Origin of the sequence: Ruminococcus flavefaciens 007c (assembly GCF_000571935.1) — a bacterium.
Classification (GTDB): domain Bacteria; phylum Bacillota; class Clostridia; order Oscillospirales; family Ruminococcaceae; genus Ruminococcus; species Ruminococcus flavefaciens_F.
Genome location: NZ_ATAX01000036.1, coordinates 119574 through 142128, shown reverse-complemented (window position 1 = coordinate 142128; position 22555 = coordinate 119574). Strand labels below are relative to the sequence as shown.

The window sequence follows — 22555 nt, the reverse complement described above, 5'->3', positions numbered from 1 at the left end:
GCCTACCCTTACGGATAAGCACCATTGCTCAGATCGTTATAAGAAGATGTTCATTCCTTATGTCATTGAAGAGCTCGCATTTGCAGCGGCTCACGTCATAGACATGGATAACATCGTCAAGTCCGCTGTTTTCGTCGATATCTTCAAGCATATTCCGCAGTCCTTTCAGCTTTTCGGGTGCGAAATGCAGAGTTTTGCTGTTGTTGAACACTGCTGTGTAGAGTATCTCCGCTTCGACTAAGTCCTGAAAGATATGACTGCCGTAGGAAAGCTCGGGGTTGTAGCCTGCACGGGCTTCTTCCATTTCGCACACAACGTCAAATTCGCTTATATCGGCAAATGTTGTAGGTACACCAAGCTCGGGAGATGAAGTTCCAACTCTGCCAGGCACCATGAGCATCATGTGTTTTCCGCTGCTGCGGTAAGTCCAGTTTATCCTGCCTATCATTTTCGCTACGGTATTTTTCTCGCTGTAAGGCATATTGTAGTACACAACGGGATCAACGTACACGATAATATCCAGCTTTGAAGCTTTGGAAAGTCCCATTGAAGCTCCCTTGCTTTCGAGGAGGATATGCTCCTGCGGTATATTATCGGGAACAGCGACTCCCGACTTGTCTTTAAGCACCTGCAACGGTCTGCACTGCAAAAGGTCAACGGAGTATTCGCCGCTGTCGGAAACGTTTATGGTGAACTCCGTATCAACAGGGTATTCGTACTCGTCCTGTATACAGCGCAGCATTCTCTGCATCTGTGACATAAGAGTCTTATTGCTGACAAGTCCCTTGCAGGATATGAATGTCGAGGACACTCTCCGTCCCATTTCGCGCAGTCTGCTCTCTGCATCGAAGTCATGTTCAAGGAGGATATTTTGCAGATACTCAGGTATCTCAGGCTCTATTGTACGCAGCGGCAGACGTTCAAGATCGTGGATAGAAGTATTGATGACCTCCACCTTTCCCTGCGAAAATCTGTGTCTGTCAGCATAAGTCGAATACACTGTTTTTTCGGGCATATCAAGGCTTACAAGACGGGGATATGAGCCCTCTGTCCTGTCAACAGCAGACGTGCCAAGTCCCATTACAAGACGCAGCATTCCTGCGGACTGGTCGGAGCTTTTCAGAAAGCTGTATGGACTGTAAGAATAACCCACACCTGCCGCGCAGGGCATATAGTATGCGCCGTAGTAAGAGCCCGACACACGCTGTATCAGCAGGGACATCTGCTCGTCACGCTTGTCAAGTCCGCGGCGTTTGCGGTAGTCCAGAGCAGAAAGGCTCATGGTGCTTGCGTAGACGGTTTTTATCGCCTTTTCAAACTCTTCGAGCCGCTCCTCGGGAGTACCTCTGTTAGCACAGAAAACCGACTCATACTTGCCTGCAAATGCATTGCCGAAGCCGTCCTCAAGTATACTGCTTGAACGGACTATATACGGATCCTGTCCGTAGTATTCGATTATACGATTGAGCTGTTCGCGCATCTCATCGGAAAACCTGCCGTTCATGAGCTGCTTTGCAAATTCATCTGCAAGGGCGAAATATCCCTCCTCAGTGCGCTGTTTGATACGCATATCCCAGAAGTTATTGTCAACGATGTAGGTATAGTAAACGTCCGAACCCACATAGAAAGAATCATGGGGTTCAAGGACTTCGTTTATATCTGGCTCGGTATTGCGGATAATAGCTCTCGCAAGGAGCATACCGCAGGCTTTTCCGCCTATCATTCCCGTACCTATCATGTGGTCGCGGACGCTGAAATAGTCCTCGGGACGAAAATGCTTTTTGACCATCTGACGCATTTTCGCGTCTCTTGTCATCATTATATTGCACATATTACTGCACTGCTCGGTAATATCGACTCCGTTTTCATACAGCACTTTCGCTTTCTTGAAAGACCTGTCCCACGAGTCCATGAACTGCTCGTCTGCCGAACGCTGTGCATTGCCGAGTACCTGATAGAAACGGCTGGACTTTACGCCGTCAAGTATCGGTCTGAATCGTCCGCTTTCTGGTTCATAAGTGTGGGGCAGGAACATGGTGTCGGAGTTTCTGTTCCATACCTTTTCGGGACGGACATACACGTTCTTCTTATCCGAATAAACATCAAGGAAAAGCTGTGTGGTGTCCAGTATCTTGTTTATGGCATGAACTGAGTGCTTTCCTCTGATTATAGGGAAAAACGCAACTGTATCAAGTATGAACAGAAACGGACAGGTCACGCGGAAAAAGTTGCCCATCATAAGGTCAGTTGCCCACATCGCCTGCAATTCCGAAAGGCAGTCGAATATGTAAAAGGCGTCCCTGCCTGATTTCTCAATCTCGTTATGTATATCAACGGTAAAGGTCTCGAATCTGTGCGAAAGCGGAACTTCGATAGTTTTTACCTCTGGACAGTTCTCCACAAGTGGTTCGTGACTTGCAAATCTGAAATATATGATATTCCTGCCGTCTGCAATAGCCTGCCTGAGATAAGGCTCCATGAATAGCCTGAATTCGGAAAGTTCCGAAACTCGCCATACAACATTGTCGCCAAGCCTTATATTGTCCAGTGCTGTGTCCATTTCGGGTATTCCCGATAATATCCTGTCAAAAGCAGCCATAGAAGCACCTCCCTTTTATTACAGATTTTTAGCATAGCAGACTGCACCTTCGAGCCTGTCGTAAGGCGGATAATTATTGATACGATAGTATCCAAGCTTTTCATAAAGCGATACGGCTTCTCTCATCGCTTCACGAGTTTGCAGCACAGTACGCTGAAACTTCATTTTTTCTGCCAGTTCTTCTAACATATTCATCATGTTTTCAGCGATACGATGTCGGCGGTATTCAGGTTCAACCCATACTCGCTTGATTTCCACATCTGTATCTGAGTATCTTTTAAGTCCCGCACAGCCAACAGCGATATCATCAATACAGGCTATGAGCACAGTGCCTATGCTTTCGGATATATTGTAAGGGATAAAGCCTTTGCGGTTCTGAACTCCACCTACAAGGCTACTGTAGTATTCCTCTGTAGATAAATAAAATCTCTGAAAATCCCTGTTGTTGCCGTCAGTCCATTTATATTTTATCTGTAACACCGTATCACCTCCAAAAACGCAAAAACGGTGCTGAATACTCAGCACCGTTGCTCTTTACTTGCATTATATCATACTCGTTTTATTATGTCAAGTTTTTCCTTGACAATTTCTTGTATCTGATATATAATTATCTCAGACAAGCAAAGGCGCTGCGTTTTTTCGCAGTGCCTTTTTTCTTTTTGGAGGGATACTATGAAGGACGGATTTATAAAAATAGCCTGTGCAACGCCTGATGTTAAAGTTGCAGATTGTCAGTACAATGCTGACAGTATAATTGAACTCATCACCGAAGCTCACAGCAAAGGCGTTAAGATCGCCTGTTTTCCAGAGCTATCTGTTACAGGCTACACCTGCAGTGACCTTTTCTTGCAGGACGCGCTGTTAAGCTCTGCAAGACATGAGCTTGTCAGGATAATCAGAGAGACAGAAAAACTGGATATAGTTTCACTTATCGGTGTACCCCTTGCAGTCTGCGGAAAGCTGTATAATTGTGCCGTTATCGTAAACAGAGGCAAAGCGATCGGTGCTGTTGCAAAGAAGAATATACCGAATTACAGCGAGTTTTATGAAGTCAGACATTTTACCGCTGCCAACGAAAGTCTGTGTGCGGATATTCAGCTTGACGAAGATTATTCCGTTCATCTTGAAGATACTATTTTCACTTGCAGGGAGCTTCCCGAGCTTACCTTCGGAGTTGAGATCTGCGAGGATATGTGGGTAAGCTCTCCACCGTCGGAGCGGCTTGCAGCCTCGGGAGCTGTCATCATATTCAATCTATCCGCAAGCGATGAAGTCATAGGCAAAGCAGACTACCGCAGAACGCTTATAAAAGCACATTCGGGCTCGCTCGCCTGCACCTATGCCTACGCCGATTCGGGTATAGGCGAATCAACGCAGGATATGGTCTTTGCAGGACATAATATAATAGCGGAGAACGGCTCTGTTTTAGCTGAGTCCAAGGCGTTTTCAAGCGGACTGACAATTGCTGATACCGACATAAAAATATTATCCCACGAGCGCAGAAGAATGAACTCTTTTTCTGCTTGCCCGAGCTGTAAAACTGCATATTTTTCGCTTGATGTTACTGAGACGATCCTTGACAGAGCTTTCCAAAAAACTCCGTTTGTTCCGTCCGACAAAAAGGCACTTGACAGCAGATGTGAAGAAATACTCACCATGCAGGCTGTCGGACTTATGACACGTCTGAGGCATATTGGCTGCAAAACGGCTGTACTCGGACTTTCGGGCGGACTTGATTCCACACTTGCCCTGATAGTTGCCGTTCACGCATTCGATATGCTTGGACTTGACAGGAGCGGTATCCATACCATAACCATGCCATGCTTCGGAACTACCGATAGGACGTACAATAACGCCTGCTCGCTGGCAAAAGCTTATAGTGCAACGCTTACCGAGATAAACATCTGCGCGAGCGTAACCCAACATTTCGCTGACATAGGGCAGTTGCCTGATGTTCACGATGTGACATACGAAAATTCACAGGCAAGAGAACGCACTCAGGTGCTTATGGATAAAGCAAATCAGCTCGGGGGTATCGTTGTCGGCACAGGAGACCTCTCGGAGCTTGCCCTCGGCTGGGCGACCTACAACGGCGACCATATGTCCATGTATGCGGTGAATTCGTCCATACCGAAAACCCTTGTGCGCTGGCTTGTAAACTATGAAGCTGAAATATCGAACGGTGAACTGAAAAAAGTTCTGTCTGATATACTGGATACTCCTGTCAGTCCCGAACTTCTCCCACCTGAGAAAAACGGCACTATATCACAGAAGACCGAGGATATCGTCGGACCGTATGAGCTTCACGATTTCTTCATGTACTATATGCTTAGATACGGATTTTCACCTTCAAAGATATTCCGTATCGCCTGTCTCGCATTCGCAGAAACATATTCTAAGGAATTTATAATGAAATGGCTGAACACATTTTATCGACGCTTCTTCACACAGCAGTTCAAGCGCTCATGCCTGCCCGACGGTCCGAAGGTCGGAACTGTAACTCTCTCTCCACGCGGCGACTGGCGTATGCCAAGTGATGCTTCCGCTAATATTTGGCTGAAAGAATTGGATAACATTGATTGATAACGTGATCTAATTGATACACAAACGAACTTGCAAGTGGCTGTGAGATTCTTATTATTTTCCTACACTTTTCCTACACTTATCTTTCCAGACTACCTAATCAAGCCTAAAATTATATAATAAGAAAAATGCATAACAGGGATTTCTGTTTTCGGGCTAAAATAACCTTTTGAATATTTCCCCTTTCAGTCACCTATATACGAATACGTCCCCGCAATCGCGGGGACTTGTTTCTATGTCAGCGTTCAATTATACATATCCATATATACCGTTGAATGCTTTATCCAATCACTTGACTGTGAACTGAACATTGACCTTTGCAGCTGTTCCCATGTCACTGAGGGATCGTTTACCAGAACATACTGGTCTGTGTATCTGTATAACGCCGTATCCGGGTTTTCTGCGGACAAATGCAGCAGATATTTATATGTTTCATCGGTATCGAGCTTTGTTTCATCGCTTTTTCTCATTTTTACATGGAATACTTCTCCGTCATAACGCAGCAAGCAGAAGAACAGCTGAGGATACAGGTCCTTTTCTTCCTCATACAGTTCGGGAGATACGCTTTCCTCATCCAGCACATAGTTATATACGCACATAACAGAAGCTGGCTTTTTCGCATTTACGGAATCAAAAAAGCTGTCCCATACATCCCTGCCGGAAGTGATCTGACCGTCGTCTTGAACAACGACAGGATTATCATAAGCCCATTCCAGTGCTTCTTCCGCCGTAAGGATCTTATTGTTTTCAAAAATCTCCTCAGGCGAGGGTCCTCTTTCACATACCGCAGCGCCAGAAGCTATGCAAAGAAGTATGAGCGCCGCAATTATTGCAGCAAATGATTTCTTTTTCATATTATACCACCCTTTTACATTATATCACTCATTCAGATATTTTACACTAAGACACATCATTACGACTTTTTCGTATAGCAAATAAAATACACGCTCCGATCAAAACACCGCTTGTATTTAGTATCACGTCATCAATATCTGTATGCCTTTCTGTACATAACAACTGGGAAAGCTCAATAAAGATAATAAAACAAATACCGGCAAACACAGTTTTTTTGATACTATCAAGCTTTCTAAAACAGATAGGCCATACTATTCCTACTGGTATAAACATTGCTATGTTCCCGATAATATTGATAAGCCATCCATCATATCTGTCAAAGAGAAAAAAGAACGGGATTAAACTTATCATGTCAGACAGTGTCTTTGAAAATCCAATCGTTAGAGTACCTATTTCCCCGTCAACAAAATGTAACGGGAAGTATACAAATCTTGCAATAACTACAATGCATATGTATACAAGAAGCATCTGAAGTTCGCGTTTTACCGAAAACTTCTTGAATCTGATCGCAATTATGAATCGCACAAGTATCCAAATGAAAGTTATAAAAATAAACATCTGTAGATAGGAAATCTCGATCATAGTCACTACCGCATCCTTCCTTTAGCAGAAAGCTGATAAATCCCGTGTTTATCATATTAACCTGCTTACTATCCATATTATACACTGCACAGTAGCCCAAAGTCAAGGTTACATATATGGAATACCGCTAATTGAGCATTTCTGTTTCACGTATTTACATTATAGCGGCGATGTGCTATAATAGGTGATAAGAAACGAAAAGGAGCTATATATGGGAAATCAAGAGATTATCGACAGGGACACTTATCGAAAAATCAAGAAAATGAACCGCGTGGAGCTTACAAACTTCATTCTCAAGTATGGTGATGAGCTGCTCGGAGAACAGGGCAAAACAATTGATCTTCCGGCTATTGAGACAGAGTTGAGCAAAATCAAGGGTATCGGTGGTAAGCGTCTTGAGGAGATAATGGTTGTTATAGAGAAATTCTTAGATGTGTAAATAATAGAAATGAGGTTTTGTATGTGTGAAATAAAGAAAGCCGAACACAGCGACCTGAAAGAAATATTACAGCTTCAATACCTTGCATATCAGAGCGAGGCTGACCTGTTCGGAAGCAGAGACATTCCTCCACTGAAGCAGACTATCGATGAAGTTGTTGATGAATGGAGCAGCGGCGTTATACTTAAAATGGTCGATGACAAGAATACTATTATCGGCTCAGTGCGGGCGCAAGAGCGTGACGGAACTGTTTACATCGGCAAGCTCATGGTACACCCTGACCACCGCCACAAAGGCTATGGGACAAAGCTCCTGTCCGAGATAGAGAAATGCTTTCCCGATAAACTGTACGAGCTTTTCACAAGTACGAGAAGTATTGATAATATCTGTCTGTATCAGAAGCTAGGCTATACGATATTTGCTCGGAAAGCCGTGAACGATGAACTGGAATTCGTGTATATGGAGAAAGGAAACAGCTATGAACATAACAGTGATGAGAGCAACTGAAACGTGGCAGCAGGCGGGCGCGTACTACGTCCGCATACAGGGTATGGCTAAGCAGCACAATATCACTCTGCGCCGCGAGTTCGACGAGCACGACACTCCCGACACGAAGTACATTGTTCTGCTCGACGGCGATTTCCCTGTTGCGACGGCGCGTTTCTATCCGATAGACGCCGCTTCCGCGATGATAGGGCGGGTGGTCGTGCTGCCCGAATACCGCGGGAAGGGTCTCGGGGAGCAGGTCGTGGAGGAAGCCGAGAAATGGCTTCGCGAGCTCGGCTTCACCAATGCCGTGGTCGAGAGCCGCGACACCGCTACGGGCTTCTACGGGAAGCTCGGCTATGCTGTCACGGACAGCAGTATCATCCACGGCGACACCTTCGACTGCATAAGAATGGAAAAGGTTCTGTAATACTTCTGCAATAGGCACTATGTTTGATACCAAAAAAGAAAAATACTTTGAGAAGCTGAAAAAACTCGGAGTAATGTTTATATAATGGTAAATTCTGATTTAGCTTAGTAACTGAATATACTCAAACACGGATAGACCGTCCTCATCAGACGGCTATCCGTTTCTTATTCCGCATAGCCCCATAGATTGACTTTTTCGGGGCGGTTTGGTATAATAGGGGTAAGTGAGAGAACAATACGACTCTCTCTGCTAAATCGGAATTTAATAGAGTAATCTCAAAATTGAAAGGCAGACGAGAAATGAATAAAAAAACCAAACTGACACTTTGCACTGTTGTATCAGCAATACTTGTGGTAGTATTATATATCCTATTTCATGAAACAGTTCATTTAATCGTAATGCTTTCAGCCGGAGAAGTTATTGATGATTTCAGTATACTTGGAGCCCATGTCAGCGGACACGGCGGAGAATACACATTTGTTTCTAACCTGTGGCTTAACGCAAACGGAGCAGTTTTACCTCTGATTGTTTCTCTTGTGTATTTATTGTTCTACAAAAAAGATCGAAACAACACTTTTTACCGGATGTTTTCATTTTTCACAGGTCTTGTGCCGATATCTTGTCTGTTGGCTTGGGTAATCATTCCTTTTGTCTATCTCAATGGAACTGCGCCGCCAAATGACGATTGCACAAAGTTTCTTATGTCATTTTCTCAGATTGCAAATCCGTTGTTCGTAAGTGCAGCAGCTTTGGTTATCGTTGTTCTCGGCAGCATACTTTTTATAAAAAAAGGTGTTCTTCGTAATTATATATACGAATTACAGGCACTGAAAAAAGAAGAAACTGTAAATTCTGATTTATCTTAGTAACATAATAAACATAATGCCCCTGAGCTCTTTGTAACACTCAGGGGCAAAAATTCTATATGGGGATCTGTCTTTGTGGAGAAGGAGCTTCTTGTTACTTTGCCTCTTCCTTGCCATTGTCATGATGAAAGGGATTGAGTTTTCCGTCTATCACATCTGAGGCTACTTCATCAGCTGACTGTATATGGTCTTTGAGAAGGCTGTGGAATATCATAGATCTCCGACGGAGTTCATAACAGCATAGGAATAATAAGGTCGCCTTTATGGCGGCGAAACAAAAGAAGAATAAATGTCCCATTTTTTCCTACACTTTTCCTACAGTACTGAAAAAATTTCTCAAAAGGTGATCGTCGAGGCAGAACTAAAAAACACCGTAAAATCGAAGAAAAGTGATACTTTATAGACATGAGTTAAATCGCGGAATATCCGTACTGATAGGATTGTGGTCCCGAAGACCGTGGAGCATACAAAATTAAAGTTATAAAATGATGACCGCCAAATTGCGGTCATTTGTTTTTCTAAAACATTACCGTTTTTGCGCAAAAAGATTACTCAAGAACAAAAAAGTCCTCACAGCCGAAACTGTGAGGACTCATTGTTTTTATTCAGATAAACACGTTAACGTGAATATCACGCCAGCTTAGTATTCTGCGCTTAGTAGACTTTGCGTAGATGTACTTCTTAGCATCGTCCAGATTCAGCGTAAAATAGCCAATCTGAGTATATTTCCGAATTACTTGCTTTCGCTTATTGCAGCCTGTACTGCGGATAGGGTAGCAATCACAATTTAATCGATAAACGGCTATATTTAGCCGTAAATATGATGCTGTAAAAGTCCTCTATTGTCAGCTGTTATAATTGCATAGAACAAAATCAGGAACGTAAAAGAGAGGCAGCCATACGGCTGCCTTTATTTTGTCATTCACCAATTAGCTTCAATATCTCCGCAGGCTTCAGAGTTTTACCAGAGGAAACGAGCTTCTCATTGACAACAAGGGCAGGCATTGACATTGCTCCGTACACCATTATCTTCTTCAGGTCTGTGACATACTCGACCTCGATGCCCATTCCCTCAACTGCCTTGACAGTGTTGTCGTAGAGCTGATGGCAGGCTTTACAGCCCGAACCGAGCACCTTGATACAGCAGATACCGTCAACAGGTTCACCGCAGCAAGTAGATGTAGTCTCGTTTGTAGTCTGCTCTCCGCCGCAACAGCAGCATGAAGTTTCCTCTTTCTTCTCTTCCTTTTTCTTACCAAATAATGCCATGGTATATTCCTCCTAAATGATGTAATTCTGAATGAGATTAAAGAAATATCCGACAAGGATAATTCCGACCGTACAGATAGCGATAAAAATGCCGAGCAGCTTTGGCTTGATAGCTTTTTTCAGCATTATCATTGACGGAAGTGACAGCGTAATAACGCCCATCATAAATGCGAGAACTACGCCGAGCTTTGCACCCTTTGCGACCAGTGCTTCTGCAATGGGGATACAGCCGAAAATGTCAGCATACATCGGTATACCGCAGATAGTGGCTATGATAACTCCGAACGGGTTGCCGGTTCCGAGAACTTTGACTACCCATTCCTCCGGTATCCAGTTGTGAATAATGGCTCCAATTCCAACTCCGACTATGATATAGGGCAAAACTTTCTTTGCCGTTTCAGCTACTTGCTTCCAGGCGTATTTCATTCTATCACGCTTTGTAAGTTCATTCTGCGGAGTGTCAATGCTCTTGCCGTTTCGTATAAACTCCTCCACCTGATCTTCAAGGTGCAGCTTTTCGATAAGCGTACCGCCTGCAACTGCAATAACAAGTCCGACAACCACATATACTACAGCGACCTTCCAGCCGAAAATGCTCATCAGCAGGATAAGTGAACCGAGATCTACCATTGGTGACGATATAAGAAATGAGAACGTCACGCCCAGCGGAAGTCCTGCACTTGTAAAGCCCATGAACAGCGGTATTGAGGAACAGGAGCAGAATGGTGTGATTGTTCCGAGCAAAGCTGCGATACAGTTTGCGCCGATACCGTGGAACCTGCCAAGTATCTTTTTCGGTCTTTCTGGTGGGAAATAGCTCTGTATATAGGTTATCACAAATATCAGCACGCCTAGCAGAACCATTATTTTTATCATGTCATAGATGAAGAATTGCAGACTGCCGCCCAGCTTGCTCTCAGTATCAAGACCACAGGCGTTCAGCAAAGAGCCGATAAGCCTGTTCAGCCATTTCATGCCGAATATCTCATCCTGGATAAAGTCCCACACTATTCTTCATCGCCTCCGAGGATTTCGGTCAGTATCCCTGCTGCTGTCCTGACCATTTCCGGACAGAGCGTTCTGAACAGTCCGTTTGACCTTGCTTTATTCCTGTCTTCCTCATTCCTGAGGTCGCAGCCAAGGATATCGCGGCAGATATACGAGTCCTTGCGCTTCTCAAACTCATCAAGGAACTTAACTGCCATATCATGGCCTTTGGCACGGCTAGCTGTATCATTGAGGTCGAACTGTCCGTATTTCATTCCGAGCACCATCAGCGCACCCGTACACGCACCGCAGACCTCGCCCTTGCACATTCCTCCGCCGAAGCAGGCGCCTATCTGAAAAGCCTGTTTTTCTGTTATACCGAACTGCTCTGCAAACGCCGCAAATACTGCCTGCGAACACATATAGCCATTCTCATAATACTGTACTGCTTTCATAACATTATCCATCTTCAATTCCTCCGATAGTTATATTTAGATATATCTATTTGATGATATTGTTTTAAGCCGTATGATCATACGGCTTATTTATTACAGCAATTACACTCGCTTTTATTTACTGCCGTGATCTCTTTCAGGCAGTCCATAGCAATCTTAGCACCTTCCTGCGAAATAGAGTAGTGCATCCACTTGCCCTCTTTTCTGCCGACCACAAGGCCGCTGTCGCAGAGCACCTTCATATGGTGTGAGAGCGTTGGCTGACTCAGATGAAGATCCTCAAGAAGATGACAGGCGCATAGCTCGCCGTTTTGCAGAAGTCTGAATATCTGCACTCTGTTTTCATCGCACAGAGCTTTGAATATCACTGTGATCTGCTTGTTGGAAAGCTCCACGTTCTCACCTCACCTTGAAGATTTTCTATATTATATCATACGCATAGAAAAATGTCAATATGTTTTTCTAAATTCTATTATAATCCCAGTCCGTATCCTGCGCCTATCCCTATCACCGCAGACAGAATAATGATCTTGATCGGGTGTACCTTTTTGAACGCAAGCACGGTGGTAACGGCGAATAATCCGAGGAATATCCAAAAGCCCGCTGAAGAAAAAGCAGATATACTGATACCAGACGGAAAGAACACTGTCCTCGTAACAGATATAAAGGCTGCACCTATCATTCCGACAACAGCAGGTTTCAAGCCCGACATGATACCGCCTACAGCTTTGCTTTTCTCATACTTCTCAAAACACTTTGCGATGATAAGTATAATGATAAAGGAAGGCAGAATAATACCAAGTGTTGCGATGATAGCTCCGAGAACACCGCCAGTTCTCATTCCTACAAATGTAGCCATATTTACTGCAAGAGGTCCCGGCGTGCTCTCACTCAGAGCGACGAAATCCACAAGCTCTTCCTGTGTCAGCCAGCCCTGACTTTCAGCTTCCGCCTGTATCATAGCGATCATTGCATATCCGCCGCCAAAGGTGAACGCACCTATTTTCAGAAAGGCAAGAAACAGTTTAATCAGTACCATTGCTTTGCTCCTTTCTGTTCAAAAGCGACCAGATCAAACCAAACAAGCCGCAGCCGATAATGACAAAGACAGCATCAATTTTCAGAAAAGCAGTCAGTACAAGTGAAAGCCCCATGATCGCATAGGAAAATGGTTGCTTTTTCTTCTTCACCTGATGAAACATCATCCACAGGGCTTTCAGTATCAGTGCAAGCACGGCTGCTCTGATACCCATAAAAGCATACCTTACCGGTCTAATGCTCTGAAAATGCGTCAATATCATGGAGATAAGCGAAATGATAAGAAACGATGGCAGGACAACTCCCAGCGTAGCCATGCACGCTCCGAGAAAACCCGATGTTTTATACCCTACAAATGTTGCTGCATTGATAGCGATAGGTCCGGGCGTTGACTCGGAAATTGCAACAATATCAGATATTTCCTTTTCATTCAGCCATTTTTTGTTTTCGCATACTTCCTTCTGGATCAGCGGGATCATTGCATAACCGCCGCCGAAGGTAAAAGCCCCGATCTTCATAAAGGTCAGGAACAATTCAAGATTCTTATTCACAATATCACTCCTACAAAAAATTATACCAAATGAAGTAATATCAGTCAATATCCGAAAATGCCAAGAATATACTTGACATAAGTCGAAAAATATGTTATAATCGACATAAGTCAGAAAGGAGATACTATTATGCCAAGACCTCAGAAATCACGCCGTATCTGTTGTTATCCCGATTACTGGAGCTTTGCACCCGATCAGGATACAGCAAACGATACGGTCGTTATGTCGCTTGATGAGTTTGAAACGATACGTCTGATAGATTATCAGTCAAAGACGCAGGAACAGTGTGCTCAGGAGATGAACGTGGCGAGAACGACTGTCACAGCAATCTATGATACCGCAAGAAAAAAACTTGCTCAGGCTTTGGTCGAGGGCAGACGCATCGTCATTTCAGGCGGAAATTATACTCTTGACAACACTATCTCAGAGGAGATAACTCAGAAAGGAAGCACAATTATGAGAATTGCAGTAACTTATGAAAACGGACAGATCTTTCAGCACTTCGGCAGAACAGAGCAGTTCAAGCTTTACGATGTTGCCGATGGCAAGATAATAAACGAGCAGGTAGTTGGAACAATGGGCGCAGGACATGGTGCGCTTGCAGGATTTCTGAAAAACGCTCAGGCTGACGTTCTTATCTGCGGAGGTATCGGCGGAGGCGCACAGATGGCTATGCAGGAGGCAGGCATCGCTCTTTACGGCGGTAATATGGGAAGTGCAGATGATGCTGTTGCTGCTTTTCTTGCACAGACACTTGTTCAGAATGAGAAACCTACCTGCGATCATCACGATCACGAACACGGCGAAGGTCATTCCTGCGGAGATCATGGCTGCGGAACTCACAGCTGTGGTAATCACTGATGAGAATTGTTGCTCTTGTAGAGAATACCTGCGGACATGAAGACTGTATCGCAGAGCATGGACTCAGCATCTATATTGAGACTGAGAATCATAAGCTCCTGCTCGATACAGGACAGACGGACGCTGTTGTGAAGAATGCGGAAGTTCTCGGTATAGACCTGTCCGCAGTGGATACTGTGGTACTCAGTCACGGACACTATGACCACTCGGGAGGTATACTTTCCTTTTCGCAGATAAACCATAGTGCTCAGATAATAATGCAGAAATCGGCTGCCGAGCCCCACTACAACGGAGAACGCTACATCGGAATTGATACAGATATCCTTAAACTGCCGAATATTCAGCTCATAGACGGCGATATGGAACTTGATGATGAGCTGTTCCTGTTCAGCGGTATTACAGGCAGACGGTGCTATCCACAGGGGAACAAAAAACTGTCCTGCATAAAAAACGGCGAAAAGGTCTGTGACGATTTCTGTCATGAGCAGTGCCTTGTCATAAAGCAGAACGGCAAGCGCTGGCTGCTGTCCGGCTGTTCCCATAACGGTATCCTCAATATCATTGACCGATACAGAGAGATTTTCGGAAACGCTCCCGACTATGTTATCACAGGATTCCATATGATGAAAAAAGACGGTGAGCACACCGAAGCAGAAAAAACGGTCATTATTCAGACAGCGCAGGAACTTTCACAGCTTGATACCGTATTTTACAGCGGACATTGCACGGGCATTCCTGCATTCGAGATGATGAAAGATATAATGAGAGATAAGCTCATTGCTTTGCACAGCGGAGAAGAAATACTATAACAAAAAAGCTCTCACAGCCGAAACTGTGAGAGCTCTATTTGTTTATTCAGATAAACACATTAACGTGTATATCACGCCAGCTTAGTATCCTACGCTTTGTGGACTTCGCGTAAAGGTATTCTTTAGCATCGTCCAAATTCAACGTAAAATAGCCAATCTGAGTATATTTCCGAATTACTTCTTTTCGCTTATTGCAGCCTGAGCAGCAGCAGCAAGTGGAGCTGTCACCCACAATAAACTTAGGGTGACAAACGGGTGACAAAATGCATTATCTTCTCAAAAAATAGTAAAATCCTGACAAGTAGTAAAACTTGTCAGGATTTCATTTTTATGCGATTTATAGCCGTTAAGCTATTACTTCATAGCCTCTTCAACAGCAACTGCACAAGCAACTGTTGCACCGACCATCGGGTTGTTGCCCATACCGATAAGACCCATCATCTCAACGTGAGCAGGAACTGAAGATGAACCTGCGAACTGAGCATCTGAGTGCATACGGCCGAGAGTATCTGTCATACCGTAGGAAGCAGGACCTGCAGCCATGTTATCAGGGTGAAGTGTACGTCCTGTACCGCCGCCTGAAGCAACTGAGAAGTACTTCTTGCCTGCGTCAACGCGCTCCTTCTTGTAAGTACCTGCAACGGGGTGCTGGAAACGAGTGGGGTTAGTGGAGTTACCTGTGATGGAAACGTCAACGTTCTCCTTCCACATGATAGCAACGCCTTCTCTTACATCGTTAGCGCCGTAGCAGTTAACCTTAGCACGGAGGCCGTCGGAGTAAGCCTTGCGGAATACTTCCTTAACCTCGCCTGTAGCGTAGTCCATCTCTGTCTCAATGTATGTAAAGCCGTTGATACGAGCGATGATCTGAGCAGCGTCCTTGCCGAGACCGTTGAGGATAACGCGGAGGGGCTTCTGACGAACCTTGTTAGCCTTCTCAGCGATACCGATAGCACCCTCAGCAGCAGCGAATGACTCGTGACCTGCCAGGAATGCGAAGCACTCTGTATCCTCTTCGAGGAGCATCTTGCCGAGGTTACCGTGGCCGAGACCAACCTTACGCTGATCGGCAACAGAGCCGGGGATGCAGAAAGCCTGAAGGCCTTCACCGATAGCAGCAGCAGCGTCAGCAGCTCTTGTGCAGCCCTTCTTTATAGCGATAGCGCAGCCTACAGTGTAAGCCCACTTAGCGTTTTCAAAACAGATAGGCTGGATGCCCTCTACAAGCTTGTAGATGTCAAGTCCCTTAGCCTTGCAAACATCAGCACACTCTTCGATAGAGCTGATGCCGTATTCCTTAAGAACAGCGAGGATCTGCTTCTCGCGTCTCTCATATGATTCAAATAAAGCCATTTTACAAGTCCTCCTTATTCTTTTCTGGGATCAACGATCTTAACTGCGTCAGCAACTCTGCCGTACTGGCCCTGAGCCTTTTCAAATGCAGTATTTGCGTCATCGCCTGCCTTGATGAAGTCCATCATCTTACCGAAGTTGATGAACTTGTAGCCGATGATCTCGTCGTCCTCATTAAGAGCAAGACCTGTGATATATCCGTCAGTGAGCTCAAGGTAACGGGGACCCTTCTTGAGAGTACCGTATGTAGTACCGATCTGTGAACGGAGGCCCTTACCGAGGTCCTCAAGGCCGGCACCGATAACGAGACCGCCCTCAGAGAATGCAGACTGTGAACGTCCGTAAACGATCTGGAGGAAGAGCTCTCTCATAGCTGTATTGATAGCGTCACAAACGAGGTCAGTATTAAGAGCCTCGAGGATAGTTCTGCCGGGGAGGATCTCAGCAGCCATAGCTGCGGAGTGAGTCATACCGGAACAGCCGATAGTCTCTACAAGTGCCTCCTGGATAACGCCTTCCTTGACGTTGAGTGTGAGCTTGCAGGTACCCTGCTCGGGAGCACACCAGCCGATACCGTGTGTAAAGCCCGAAATGTCCTTTATTTCCTTAGCCTTAACCCACTTAGCTTCCTCGGGAATCGGAGCAGCGCCGTGAGCAACGCCCTGTGCGATAGGGCACATTGTTTCAACTTCGTGCGAATAAATCATTATAAATACTCCTTTCGGTTTTTAGACAGTGCGGATAAACTGTCTTTGCATACTTCATAATTATACTACATTCGGGCTTTTTAATCAAGGCAATTGATAAAAAAAGAACAATCAAGTTGTTATTAAATACTAACTTTATAAAAGGCTTAATTTCCCCTCATCTATTGATTTTTCTTTTGTATTATTATATAATAAAATAGTTGGTCCTCTGTTTTTCGCAGTGCGTCCACTCATAAAAGCGTAATAAGGAGATGTCTTTATGGATTATCCTCACGCAGAAAAAGCCTGTGAATTATTTGCAGGCGGCATGAACTGTGCGCAGTCGGTATTTGCCGCATTTTCCGACATAACAGGTCTTGACGGCGAGTTTGCTCTCAAGATCTCATCCTCCTTCGGCGGAGGCATGGGACGGATGCGCGAGGTCTGCGGCACCTGCTCCGCTATGTTCATGGTGGCGGGAATACTCTACGGCCTTGGCGAAAACTTCACCCACGAGGATAAGACAGCCCATTACAAGCGGATACAGGAGCTTGCCTCCCGTTTCAGAGAAAAGCATGATACTATTATCTGCCGCGAGCTGCTGAAGGGGCTGAGCGTCACCAGTACACCCGAGCCCGAGAAACGAACAGCACAGTATTACAAGGTGCGTCCCTGCATAAAATTCGTAAGGACAGCTGCCGAAATACTCGAAGAATATATAGCTGAAAATCCGCAAATGCACGCTGTGAACGCAAAAAGCTGAAATATTTTTTGTATTTTTTACATTTTCTTTATTGCAATTCCTTCCGTTTTGATATATAATATATTAGTAGCACTTTAGTCTCAATTTACATTCACTCTACACGAGGGGAAGTGATAACCTTTATGAGTTCCAGCAGAAGCTCCGAGATAGTAAGGAATTTCGTTGCCAATAATCAGAAGCTTTTTTCCGAATACAACGTAAAGTACATCTATGCCATCGGTCTTGGCGTCTGCCTGCTTGCTCATGCCGCGTATCTCATCATGTTCTTCATTCTCCATGTGAACGAAATGATGTATTTCAATATATTCAGCGTTGCCTTCTATCTTACAATGGGCATACTTTCGGTCACTCTCCGCAAAGGTCACGTAATACTGCTGTACCTTACATCGGCGGAAGTGATAATACACGCTACCCTTGCCACCTATCTGATGGGGTGGGAGCCTGATTTCGGCATACTGCTCCTGATAATAATACCGATACTGTTCCTGATGCTGAAGGAGAGACTGATCGAGCCGTATCTGTTTTCGGCAGCCTCAATGGGTATGTTCATATGGCTGAGAGTAAGGAAGATAAACAATGCCGAACAGAAATATGTATTCAGCGACAACGATCTGATCAACACATTATATATAGTCAACGCTGTCATAGGCATGATCGCACTTCTTTATACACTGACCGTATATCTGCTCAACCGCGTGAATATGGAATGCAAGCTCACCGCACAGAGCGAGGAATTCAAGAAGGCTGCTTCCATTGATCCCCTGACACAGCTCTTCAACAGACGAGCCATGAACGAGAAAATACGCGAGATCCGCAGAAACAGCATAACTCCCAGAAGCAGGTACGTAATAGGCATCGGTGACATAGATAACTTCAAGAATATCAACGATACATACGGTCACGACACAGGCGACAAGGTTCTTGTATATGTCGCAAACCTTTTCATAAGCATGATACCCGACGGCGGATACGCCGCAAGATGGGGCGGTGAAGAATTTCTTTTCGTGCTGCCCGAATCCCAGATAGTTGACGGACTTGATTTCACAGATCAGATACACAAGTCCCTGAGAGCTCACACCTTTGAGATCGACGATTGTTTATTCGGCGTAACAATGACATTCGGTGTAAGCGAAGGTATACCAACCGATAAGATAGATACGGTCATCACCCACGCTGACAAACGCCTTTACAAGGGCAAGAACAGCGGAAAGAACCACACGGAATACACAGACTGAAGCTCCCCGAGGGGAGCTTTTTCCCTTTATAATACCAAAAGTACTTCCGCAAATGCGGAAGTACTTTTTTCAGAGGAGGGAAATGTTTTTATTCGGGAAGCTTGTCTATGAGATGAAGCAGGAGCCTCTGTATAGACAGCGCATCATCATTGGTAAGTCCGCTTCCGGGATCGCAGCAGTCCGCATTGCGCTTGCCCTTTTCCGTAAGGTGCTTCTCTGCGCTGCCGTTAAGTCCGAATTTATTGGGATTAGCCAGAGACTGCATGATGAGTATGGCGTCTGCAAGATCCACATTGCCGTCGCAGTTGGCGTCGCCGTAGACTACATCCTTATCGGGAGCAGTTGTGGAAGAAGTAGTCGTGGCAACAGATGTAGTGGTAGTTGTGGCAGCCGAAGTAGTCGTGGTAGTAGTTACCTTCGGAGCCTCTCCCTGAGCGTACTCATATACTACCTGTATGTTGGAATACTTTACCTCGATCTTGTCTTCCGAAGACTCCTCGCTCTTTTCCGAAGCGTCCCACCACTTCTGGAGCTCTACCTTGCCCTCGGCAACAGTAGCCTCAAGATCCTCCTTGACCTTGTCAGCGCCCTCGCCCGTCTCCTTGGTGAAGATGCCGTCGAACTTGACGGTTGCGGAAGATTTGCTGCCCAGCGGGAGATTATAGCTCTTGTAAGTCCAGAAGCCGCTGCCGTCCTTGGCAGTAACGTTCATGCAGACCGCACAGCCTGCCGTAGCCCAGCTTGAACCTGCGCTTGAAGTTACCGCACCGTTGATGATTATCTTGGAAAGATGCTCTGCATCCTCGATGGGAACAACCACAAAGCCCTTGTCATTGGTCATTGACTCTATATCAGTGAATTCCACTGTCTTTGTCTCTGTTTTTGTCTCCTCATAGGTCTTGAGACCGTCGAAGGCGTCTGCCTGATCGGAAACTACCACCATTGCAGCAGAGAAGGCAGGCAGCTCTGTCTTTACCTTGTTGTCCTTTACGTCCTTGATGATGTCGATGAGTCTGATCTCCTCGCTGTCGCCGAAAACAGCGTAAACTGCTGCCGACTTATAGGACTTGTCCGCATTCCTGAGGTCTATGACAGCGTTCTCGTTTTCCTTGAGGTCCTTGTTTGTGACCATAACAGTGACCGTTGAATCGTCCTTTGCGTTTACAGCCGCATAGGTGCTGGACTTGGAAACATCCCCGGTAGATGCAGGGATAAGGGTATCGCCGAAGCAGCCGCCCTTGCCGTCGTAGTTGGTATAGAGCTGTATACCCGAGAGAATGAAGGGCTCGCCGCCCCAGAGGGAAGCAAAGTACACGCCCTGATCCGCATAGCAGCCCAGAGCCTCAGCCTGGGCGATAGTGCCCGAAGCATCGTCGCCGCCGCCGAAGTTGTACTCGGATATGCCCAGCTTTGTGCCAGGATAGTAGGTATCGATGGACTTCTGTATTGTAGGAAGTATCGGCACGTTCTCCATGCACCACTGACCTATCCAGCTGTTTTCAGAGAAGCCGGGCTCATAGAGTGTGCGCACCGACTGGAGCCTGTCCTCGATGCCCTTTCTTGCGGACTCCGAATAATAATGTATATCCAGAACGTCAAGAAGTCTTGTGCCGTTCTCCTCGGAGGCCTTGTGCATCTGATCGAGGTAGCAGTCCAGATACCAGTGGTAATTATTGGCCTTCTTTATCTCCTCCCACTCGGTATGAGCGTCATCGTCGTCAAGGTGATCGAAGGCGGTGTAGCCGTAGAGAGCGGGGCCGAACACCTCAGCCTTAGGATCCAGCTTCTTTACAGCCTTTGCCATTTCAACGGACTTGCTGCCCAGCTCCTCGATAGTAACCGGATCAGGGTGCATCCTGCTGTGTGTATCGTTCCAGAGCACGGGCTCATTGTCAAGGCTGTAGCCCTGGATACCCTCAGCCGACTGTGAATCGCCCAGCTTATTTATAATGTAGTTCACGTACTCGTCCATGTAGACAACTCCGTCTGTGAGGTCGGGAGTATCCGCAAAGGGAGCATTCTTTGTAAGCACCACCTTGTTCCAGCGGTCAGAGGGAGCCTTTTCCGCCTCGGAAACAGGGCCGTTCTTATCAGCTGAAACATAGCCTGCAAGCTGGAGGGTAGTGAGCTTGTAGTTTACATTGTACTTAGCCGCCTGCTTTGAGAGTACCTGAACGCAGTCCGCAGGATCATCGGAATCCGACAGGTTGTTGTCCGAGCTGTGCTTCCAGTCTGAACCTGCATTTGAAGCATTTGTCTCCCAGTTGTAGGCAGTCATGCGGTTACCGCCCTGACGCACAGCCGTAGCCTTAACGTCCCTGAGGTCGGTGGTATACTGGTTCACGCCGTAGATAAGAGGAGAGATAGCCTTTTTCTCACCTTTGAGGTCTACGGTCACGTTCATGTCGTAGCCTCCCGCCGCATTAACGGTAGCCCTTGGCAGACCGTTGACGGGTGCTGTCATTGTGCAGCCCGATACTACGCAGGCTGCAATGAATGCCGCTGTTTTTTTCATGTTTTTTCCTCCGTTTTTGCTGCCGATAATGCCTTCGGCAGATATATTCAAACAGCCGTAGCTGTTCTTATCACAATTCGCCCTCCTGCCACCACGGCACCTGAGGGACGACCTCGTCCTGCTCGCCGTTTTCGCGCCTGAAGGCACCCTGAGTCCATTCCTCGATATTGGGATCCATATATTTCAGGTAATTGGTTATAGTCTTTGCCAGGACGAGAATGAGCGTAAGGGGTATCTGATGAGTATAGCCGTATAGTATAACGGGCTTGTCGGCAATATCCGCCGAAACTCTCCATACAAGTCCGAAACGGTCGAGACGGTCAATGATATGCTGCACCTTTTCAAGAGGGATATCCAGCTTTTCCGAGATCATCTCCACTGAGAACATCTTGTTCCTGACGCTGGCCCCCAGATAGCTGATGATACTTATGGCTGACTCATCCGCCAGGGTATTGAAGAGCCTTACCATATTGGTAGTATCGCCGAAGTAAGAATTCACGCCGTTTTCGGGCACTTCAAGGAAGCAGAAGTATCTGAGGTCTGCACTCAGACGGGACACGGCCAGCTCACGGTCTGTTTTCAGTCCCGCATAGGTCTCGTGCTCATAGCTGTCATGGAGCCTTCCCACGGTATCATTGCTGGGGTTGCAGGCACAGAGAGCGGTATACATTATACGCATGAACTTCTCTGCACGCTCATCGGGAGGGGTACACCGCATCTCATCGTCCACCAGCTGTTCTATATCTCTTTCGCTGTCGATTATATTCACGCCGAAAAGGGAATCAAGAGAGGTATTCAGCTCACCTGCAAGGCGGGGAAGGAGCTCGCAGTCGGGATAGCTGGTATTCTCCCACTTGGACACTGCCTGAGGAGAAACGTTCAGGCGGGAAGCAAGCTGCTCCTGAGTAAGTCCCAGAGCCTTGCGCCGCTTTAAAAGATTTGATCTGAAAACACTTTTCTTATCCATAGTACACCTCTCATTCTCTCTTTGATTTACATTTTTATTTTACCACAACCCAAGGTGGAATACAAGCGAATTATAATAGACATTTTTCAACCGTTGGTTGTTTTTTGTCTTCTTCTCCCCCGCGAAGCTCCTTCCCCTGTCCCCTTCTATGCACTATGCACAAAAAACCAAAGTCCGATTTATACAAAACATAGAACGTAGGATTTTCTTTTCTAAATTCAATGGT

Annotated in this window: 23 protein-coding genes; 9 read left to right on the top strand and 14 right to left on the bottom strand. The window is 45.8% G+C overall.

Translation table 11 applies throughout. From position 1 onward, the window contains the following. Nucleotides 1-28: 28 nt before the first annotated feature. Both RF007C_RS15330 and RF007C_RS15325 read right to left on the bottom strand, forming a co-directional pair. Nucleotides 29-2599, bottom strand: a complete 2571-nt coding sequence (locus tag RF007C_RS15330) for a PEP/pyruvate-binding domain-containing protein (RefSeq protein ID WP_037301376.1) — start codon at nt 2597-2599, stop codon at nt 29-31. Between the two features lie 18 nt (nt 2600-2617). After that, nucleotides 2618-3079, bottom strand: a complete 462-nt coding sequence (locus RF007C_RS15325; RefSeq protein WP_051456718.1) for a GNAT family N-acetyltransferase — start codon at nt 3077-3079, stop codon at nt 2618-2620. Between the two features lie 192 nt (nt 3080-3271). Between RF007C_RS15325 and RF007C_RS15320 the strand changes: the two genes are divergently transcribed. Continuing rightward, entirely contained in the window at nt 3272-5182 is a 1911-nt protein-coding gene (locus tag RF007C_RS15320; RefSeq protein WP_037301374.1) for an NAD(+) synthase, read from the top strand. A 245-nt stretch (nt 5183-5427) separates the two neighbouring features. On the opposite strand, the gene RF007C_RS15315 is transcribed toward RF007C_RS15320, so the two are convergent. Both RF007C_RS15315 and RF007C_RS15310 read right to left on the bottom strand, forming a co-directional pair. Beyond that, nucleotides 5428-6036 carry a hypothetical protein gene (locus RF007C_RS15315; protein WP_037301373.1) on the bottom strand — a complete coding sequence of 203 codons (609 nt, stop codon included), beginning with the start codon at nt 6034-6036 and terminating at the stop codon, nt 5428-5430. Nucleotides 6037-6082: 46 nt separating this feature from the next. Next, the gene (locus RF007C_RS15310) at nt 6083-6505 is read right to left on the bottom strand and encodes a VanZ family protein (protein ID WP_242836319.1); all 423 of its coding nucleotides are present in this window, start codon (nt 6503-6505) and stop codon (nt 6083-6085) included. Between the two features lie 325 nt (nt 6506-6830). On the opposite strand from RF007C_RS15310, the gene RF007C_RS15305 reads away from it, so the two are divergent. The 4 genes from RF007C_RS15305 to RF007C_RS15290 all read left to right on the top strand — a co-directional run bounded on the left by RF007C_RS15305 (nt 6831) and on the right by RF007C_RS15290 (nt 8840). Then, the gene (locus RF007C_RS15305) at nt 6831-7058 is read left to right on the top strand and encodes a hypothetical protein (protein WP_037301368.1); all 228 of its coding nucleotides are present in this window, start codon (nt 6831-6833) and stop codon (nt 7056-7058) included. A gap of 21 nt (nt 7059-7079) precedes the next feature. Next, entirely contained in the window at nt 7080-7565 is a 486-nt protein-coding gene (locus RF007C_RS15300) for a GNAT family N-acetyltransferase (protein ID WP_037301364.1), read from the top strand. Continuing rightward, on the top strand, nt 7537-7974 hold the full coding sequence (locus tag RF007C_RS15295) for a GNAT family N-acetyltransferase (RefSeq protein ID WP_031561151.1): 438 nt from the start codon (nt 7537-7539) through the stop codon (nt 7972-7974). The genes RF007C_RS15300 and RF007C_RS15295 overlap by 29 nt, the downstream gene beginning before the upstream one ends. 299 nt (nt 7975-8273) lie before the next feature. After that, the gene (locus RF007C_RS15290) at nt 8274-8840 is read left to right on the top strand and encodes a hypothetical protein (protein WP_037301358.1); all 567 of its coding nucleotides are present in this window, start codon (nt 8274-8276) and stop codon (nt 8838-8840) included. Nucleotides 8841-9758: 918 nt separating this feature from the next. On the opposite strand, the gene RF007C_RS15285 is transcribed toward RF007C_RS15290, so the two are convergent. From RF007C_RS15285 to RF007C_RS15260, 6 genes are all read right to left on the bottom strand, one after another. Next, on the bottom strand, nt 9759-10109 hold the full coding sequence (locus tag RF007C_RS15285; RefSeq protein WP_037301355.1) for a thioredoxin family protein: 351 nt from the start codon (nt 10107-10109) through the stop codon (nt 9759-9761). 12 nt (nt 10110-10121) lie between these two features. Further along, nucleotides 10122-11084: a permease gene (locus RF007C_RS15280; protein WP_051456734.1), complete on the bottom strand. Its 963-nt coding sequence runs from the start codon at nt 11082-11084 to the stop codon at nt 10122-10124. 32 nt (nt 11085-11116) lie between these two features. After that, a complete protein-coding gene (locus RF007C_RS15275) occupies nt 11117-11563 on the bottom strand; it encodes a C-GCAxxG-C-C family protein (protein WP_037301349.1) in 447 nt (148 codons plus the stop codon). Between the two features lie 74 nt (nt 11564-11637). After that, nucleotides 11638-11946: an ArsR/SmtB family transcription factor gene (locus RF007C_RS15270; protein WP_037301344.1), complete on the bottom strand. Its 309-nt coding sequence runs from the start codon at nt 11944-11946 to the stop codon at nt 11638-11640. Between the two features lie 77 nt (nt 11947-12023). Further along, a complete protein-coding gene (locus tag RF007C_RS15265) occupies nt 12024-12590 on the bottom strand; it encodes a chromate transporter (protein ID WP_037301341.1) in 567 nt (188 codons plus the stop codon). After that, entirely contained in the window at nt 12577-13140 is a 564-nt protein-coding gene (locus RF007C_RS15260) for a chromate transporter (RefSeq protein WP_024860990.1), read from the bottom strand. The genes RF007C_RS15265 and RF007C_RS15260 overlap by 14 nt, the downstream gene beginning before the upstream one ends. 129 nt (nt 13141-13269) lie before the next feature. Between RF007C_RS15260 and RF007C_RS15255 the strand changes: the two genes are divergently transcribed. Together RF007C_RS15255 and RF007C_RS15250 are read left to right on the top strand one after the other, a co-directional pair. Further along, nucleotides 13270-14001: a DUF134 domain-containing protein gene (locus RF007C_RS15255; RefSeq protein WP_037301338.1), complete on the top strand. Its 732-nt coding sequence runs from the start codon at nt 13270-13272 to the stop codon at nt 13999-14001. Beyond that, nucleotides 14001-14810, top strand: coding sequence for an MBL fold metallo-hydrolase (locus RF007C_RS15250; RefSeq protein WP_037301336.1), 810 nt, complete (start codon nt 14001-14003; stop codon nt 14808-14810). Before RF007C_RS15255 ends, RF007C_RS15250 begins: the two co-directional genes overlap by 1 nt. A gap of 354 nt (nt 14811-15164) precedes the next feature. On the opposite strand, the gene RF007C_RS15245 is transcribed toward RF007C_RS15250, so the two are convergent. Together RF007C_RS15245 and RF007C_RS15240 are read right to left on the bottom strand one after the other, a co-directional pair. After that, a complete protein-coding gene (locus RF007C_RS15245) occupies nt 15165-16163 on the bottom strand; it encodes a GGGtGRT protein (RefSeq protein ID WP_019680504.1) in 999 nt (332 codons plus the stop codon). Between the two features lie 14 nt (nt 16164-16177). Then, the gene (locus RF007C_RS15240; protein WP_019680505.1) at nt 16178-16870 is read right to left on the bottom strand and encodes an iron-sulfur cluster assembly scaffold protein; all 693 of its coding nucleotides are present in this window, start codon (nt 16868-16870) and stop codon (nt 16178-16180) included. A gap of 259 nt (nt 16871-17129) precedes the next feature. Between RF007C_RS15240 and RF007C_RS15235 the strand changes: the two genes are divergently transcribed. Both RF007C_RS15235 and RF007C_RS15230 read left to right on the top strand, forming a co-directional pair. Then, the gene (locus RF007C_RS15235; protein WP_037301333.1) at nt 17130-17612 is read left to right on the top strand and encodes a C-GCAxxG-C-C family protein; all 483 of its coding nucleotides are present in this window, start codon (nt 17130-17132) and stop codon (nt 17610-17612) included. Between the two features lie 122 nt (nt 17613-17734). Then, nucleotides 17735-18847: a GGDEF domain-containing protein gene (locus RF007C_RS15230; RefSeq protein WP_051456717.1), complete on the top strand. Its 1113-nt coding sequence runs from the start codon at nt 17735-17737 to the stop codon at nt 18845-18847. A gap of 88 nt (nt 18848-18935) precedes the next feature. Here RF007C_RS15230 and RF007C_RS15225 read toward each other — a convergent pair whose 3' ends face one another. Beyond that, on the bottom strand, nt 18936-21362 hold the full coding sequence (locus RF007C_RS15225; RefSeq protein ID WP_037301565.1) for a glycoside hydrolase family 44 protein: 2427 nt from the start codon (nt 21360-21362) through the stop codon (nt 18936-18938). A gap of 70 nt (nt 21363-21432) precedes the next feature. Next, complete coding sequence (locus RF007C_RS15220) at nt 21433-22329, bottom strand: helix-turn-helix domain-containing protein (RefSeq protein ID WP_037301331.1); 897 nt, start codon at nt 22327-22329, stop codon at nt 21433-21435. Between the last annotated feature and the right edge of the window lie 226 nt (nt 22330-22555).

What these genes read in the sequence shown, in the direction of transcription:
- RF007C_RS15310 (WP_242836319.1), bottom strand. Translation starts at nt 6,505, where the DNA reads ATGCTTCTTGTATACATATGCATTGTAGTTATTGCAAGATTTGTATAC.
- RF007C_RS15305 (WP_037301368.1), top strand. Translation starts at nt 6,831, where the DNA reads ATGGGAAATCAAGAGATTATCGACAGGGACACTTATCGAAAAATCAAG.
- RF007C_RS15280 (WP_051456734.1), bottom strand. Translation starts at nt 11,084, where the DNA reads ATGAAATGGCTGAACAGGCTTATCGGCTCTTTGCTGAACGCCTGTGGT.
- RF007C_RS15250 (WP_037301336.1), top strand. Translation starts at nt 14,001, where the DNA reads ATGAGAATTGTTGCTCTTGTAGAGAATACCTGCGGACATGAAGACTGT.
- RF007C_RS15330 (WP_037301376.1), bottom strand. Translation starts at nt 2,599, where the DNA reads ATGGCTGCTTTTGACAGGATATTATCGGGAATACCCGAAATGGACACA.
- RF007C_RS15265 (WP_037301341.1), bottom strand. Translation starts at nt 12,590, where the DNA reads ATGGTACTGATTAAACTGTTTCTTGCCTTTCTGAAAATAGGTGCGTTC.
- RF007C_RS15315 (WP_037301373.1), bottom strand. Translation starts at nt 6,036, where the DNA reads ATGAAAAAGAAATCATTTGCTGCAATAATTGCGGCGCTCATACTTCTT.
- RF007C_RS15245 (WP_019680504.1), bottom strand. Translation starts at nt 16,163, where the DNA reads ATGGCTTTATTTGAATCATATGAGAGACGCGAGAAGCAGATCCTCGCT.
- RF007C_RS15295 (WP_031561151.1), top strand. Translation starts at nt 7,537, where the DNA reads ATGAACATAACAGTGATGAGAGCAACTGAAACGTGGCAGCAGGCGGGC.
- RF007C_RS15255 (WP_037301338.1), top strand. Translation starts at nt 13,270, where the DNA reads ATGCCAAGACCTCAGAAATCACGCCGTATCTGTTGTTATCCCGATTAC.
- RF007C_RS15225 (WP_037301565.1), bottom strand. Translation starts at nt 21,362, where the DNA reads ATGAAAAAAACAGCGGCATTCATTGCAGCCTGCGTAGTATCGGGCTGC.
- RF007C_RS15320 (WP_037301374.1), top strand. Translation starts at nt 3,272, where the DNA reads ATGAAGGACGGATTTATAAAAATAGCCTGTGCAACGCCTGATGTTAAA.
- RF007C_RS15290 (WP_037301358.1), top strand. Translation starts at nt 8,274, where the DNA reads ATGAATAAAAAAACCAAACTGACACTTTGCACTGTTGTATCAGCAATA.
- RF007C_RS15240 (WP_019680505.1), bottom strand. Translation starts at nt 16,870, where the DNA reads ATGATTTATTCGCACGAAGTTGAAACAATGTGCCCTATCGCACAGGGC.
- RF007C_RS15230 (WP_051456717.1), top strand. Translation starts at nt 17,735, where the DNA reads ATGAGTTCCAGCAGAAGCTCCGAGATAGTAAGGAATTTCGTTGCCAAT.
- RF007C_RS15220 (WP_037301331.1), bottom strand. Translation starts at nt 22,329, where the DNA reads ATGGATAAGAAAAGTGTTTTCAGATCAAATCTTTTAAAGCGGCGCAAG.
- RF007C_RS15275 (WP_037301349.1), bottom strand. Translation starts at nt 11,563, where the DNA reads ATGGATAATGTTATGAAAGCAGTACAGTATTATGAGAATGGCTATATG.
- RF007C_RS15235 (WP_037301333.1), top strand. Translation starts at nt 17,130, where the DNA reads ATGGATTATCCTCACGCAGAAAAAGCCTGTGAATTATTTGCAGGCGGC.
- RF007C_RS15300 (WP_037301364.1), top strand. Translation starts at nt 7,080, where the DNA reads ATGTGTGAAATAAAGAAAGCCGAACACAGCGACCTGAAAGAAATATTA.
- RF007C_RS15285 (WP_037301355.1), bottom strand. Translation starts at nt 10,109, where the DNA reads ATGGCATTATTTGGTAAGAAAAAGGAAGAGAAGAAAGAGGAAACTTCA.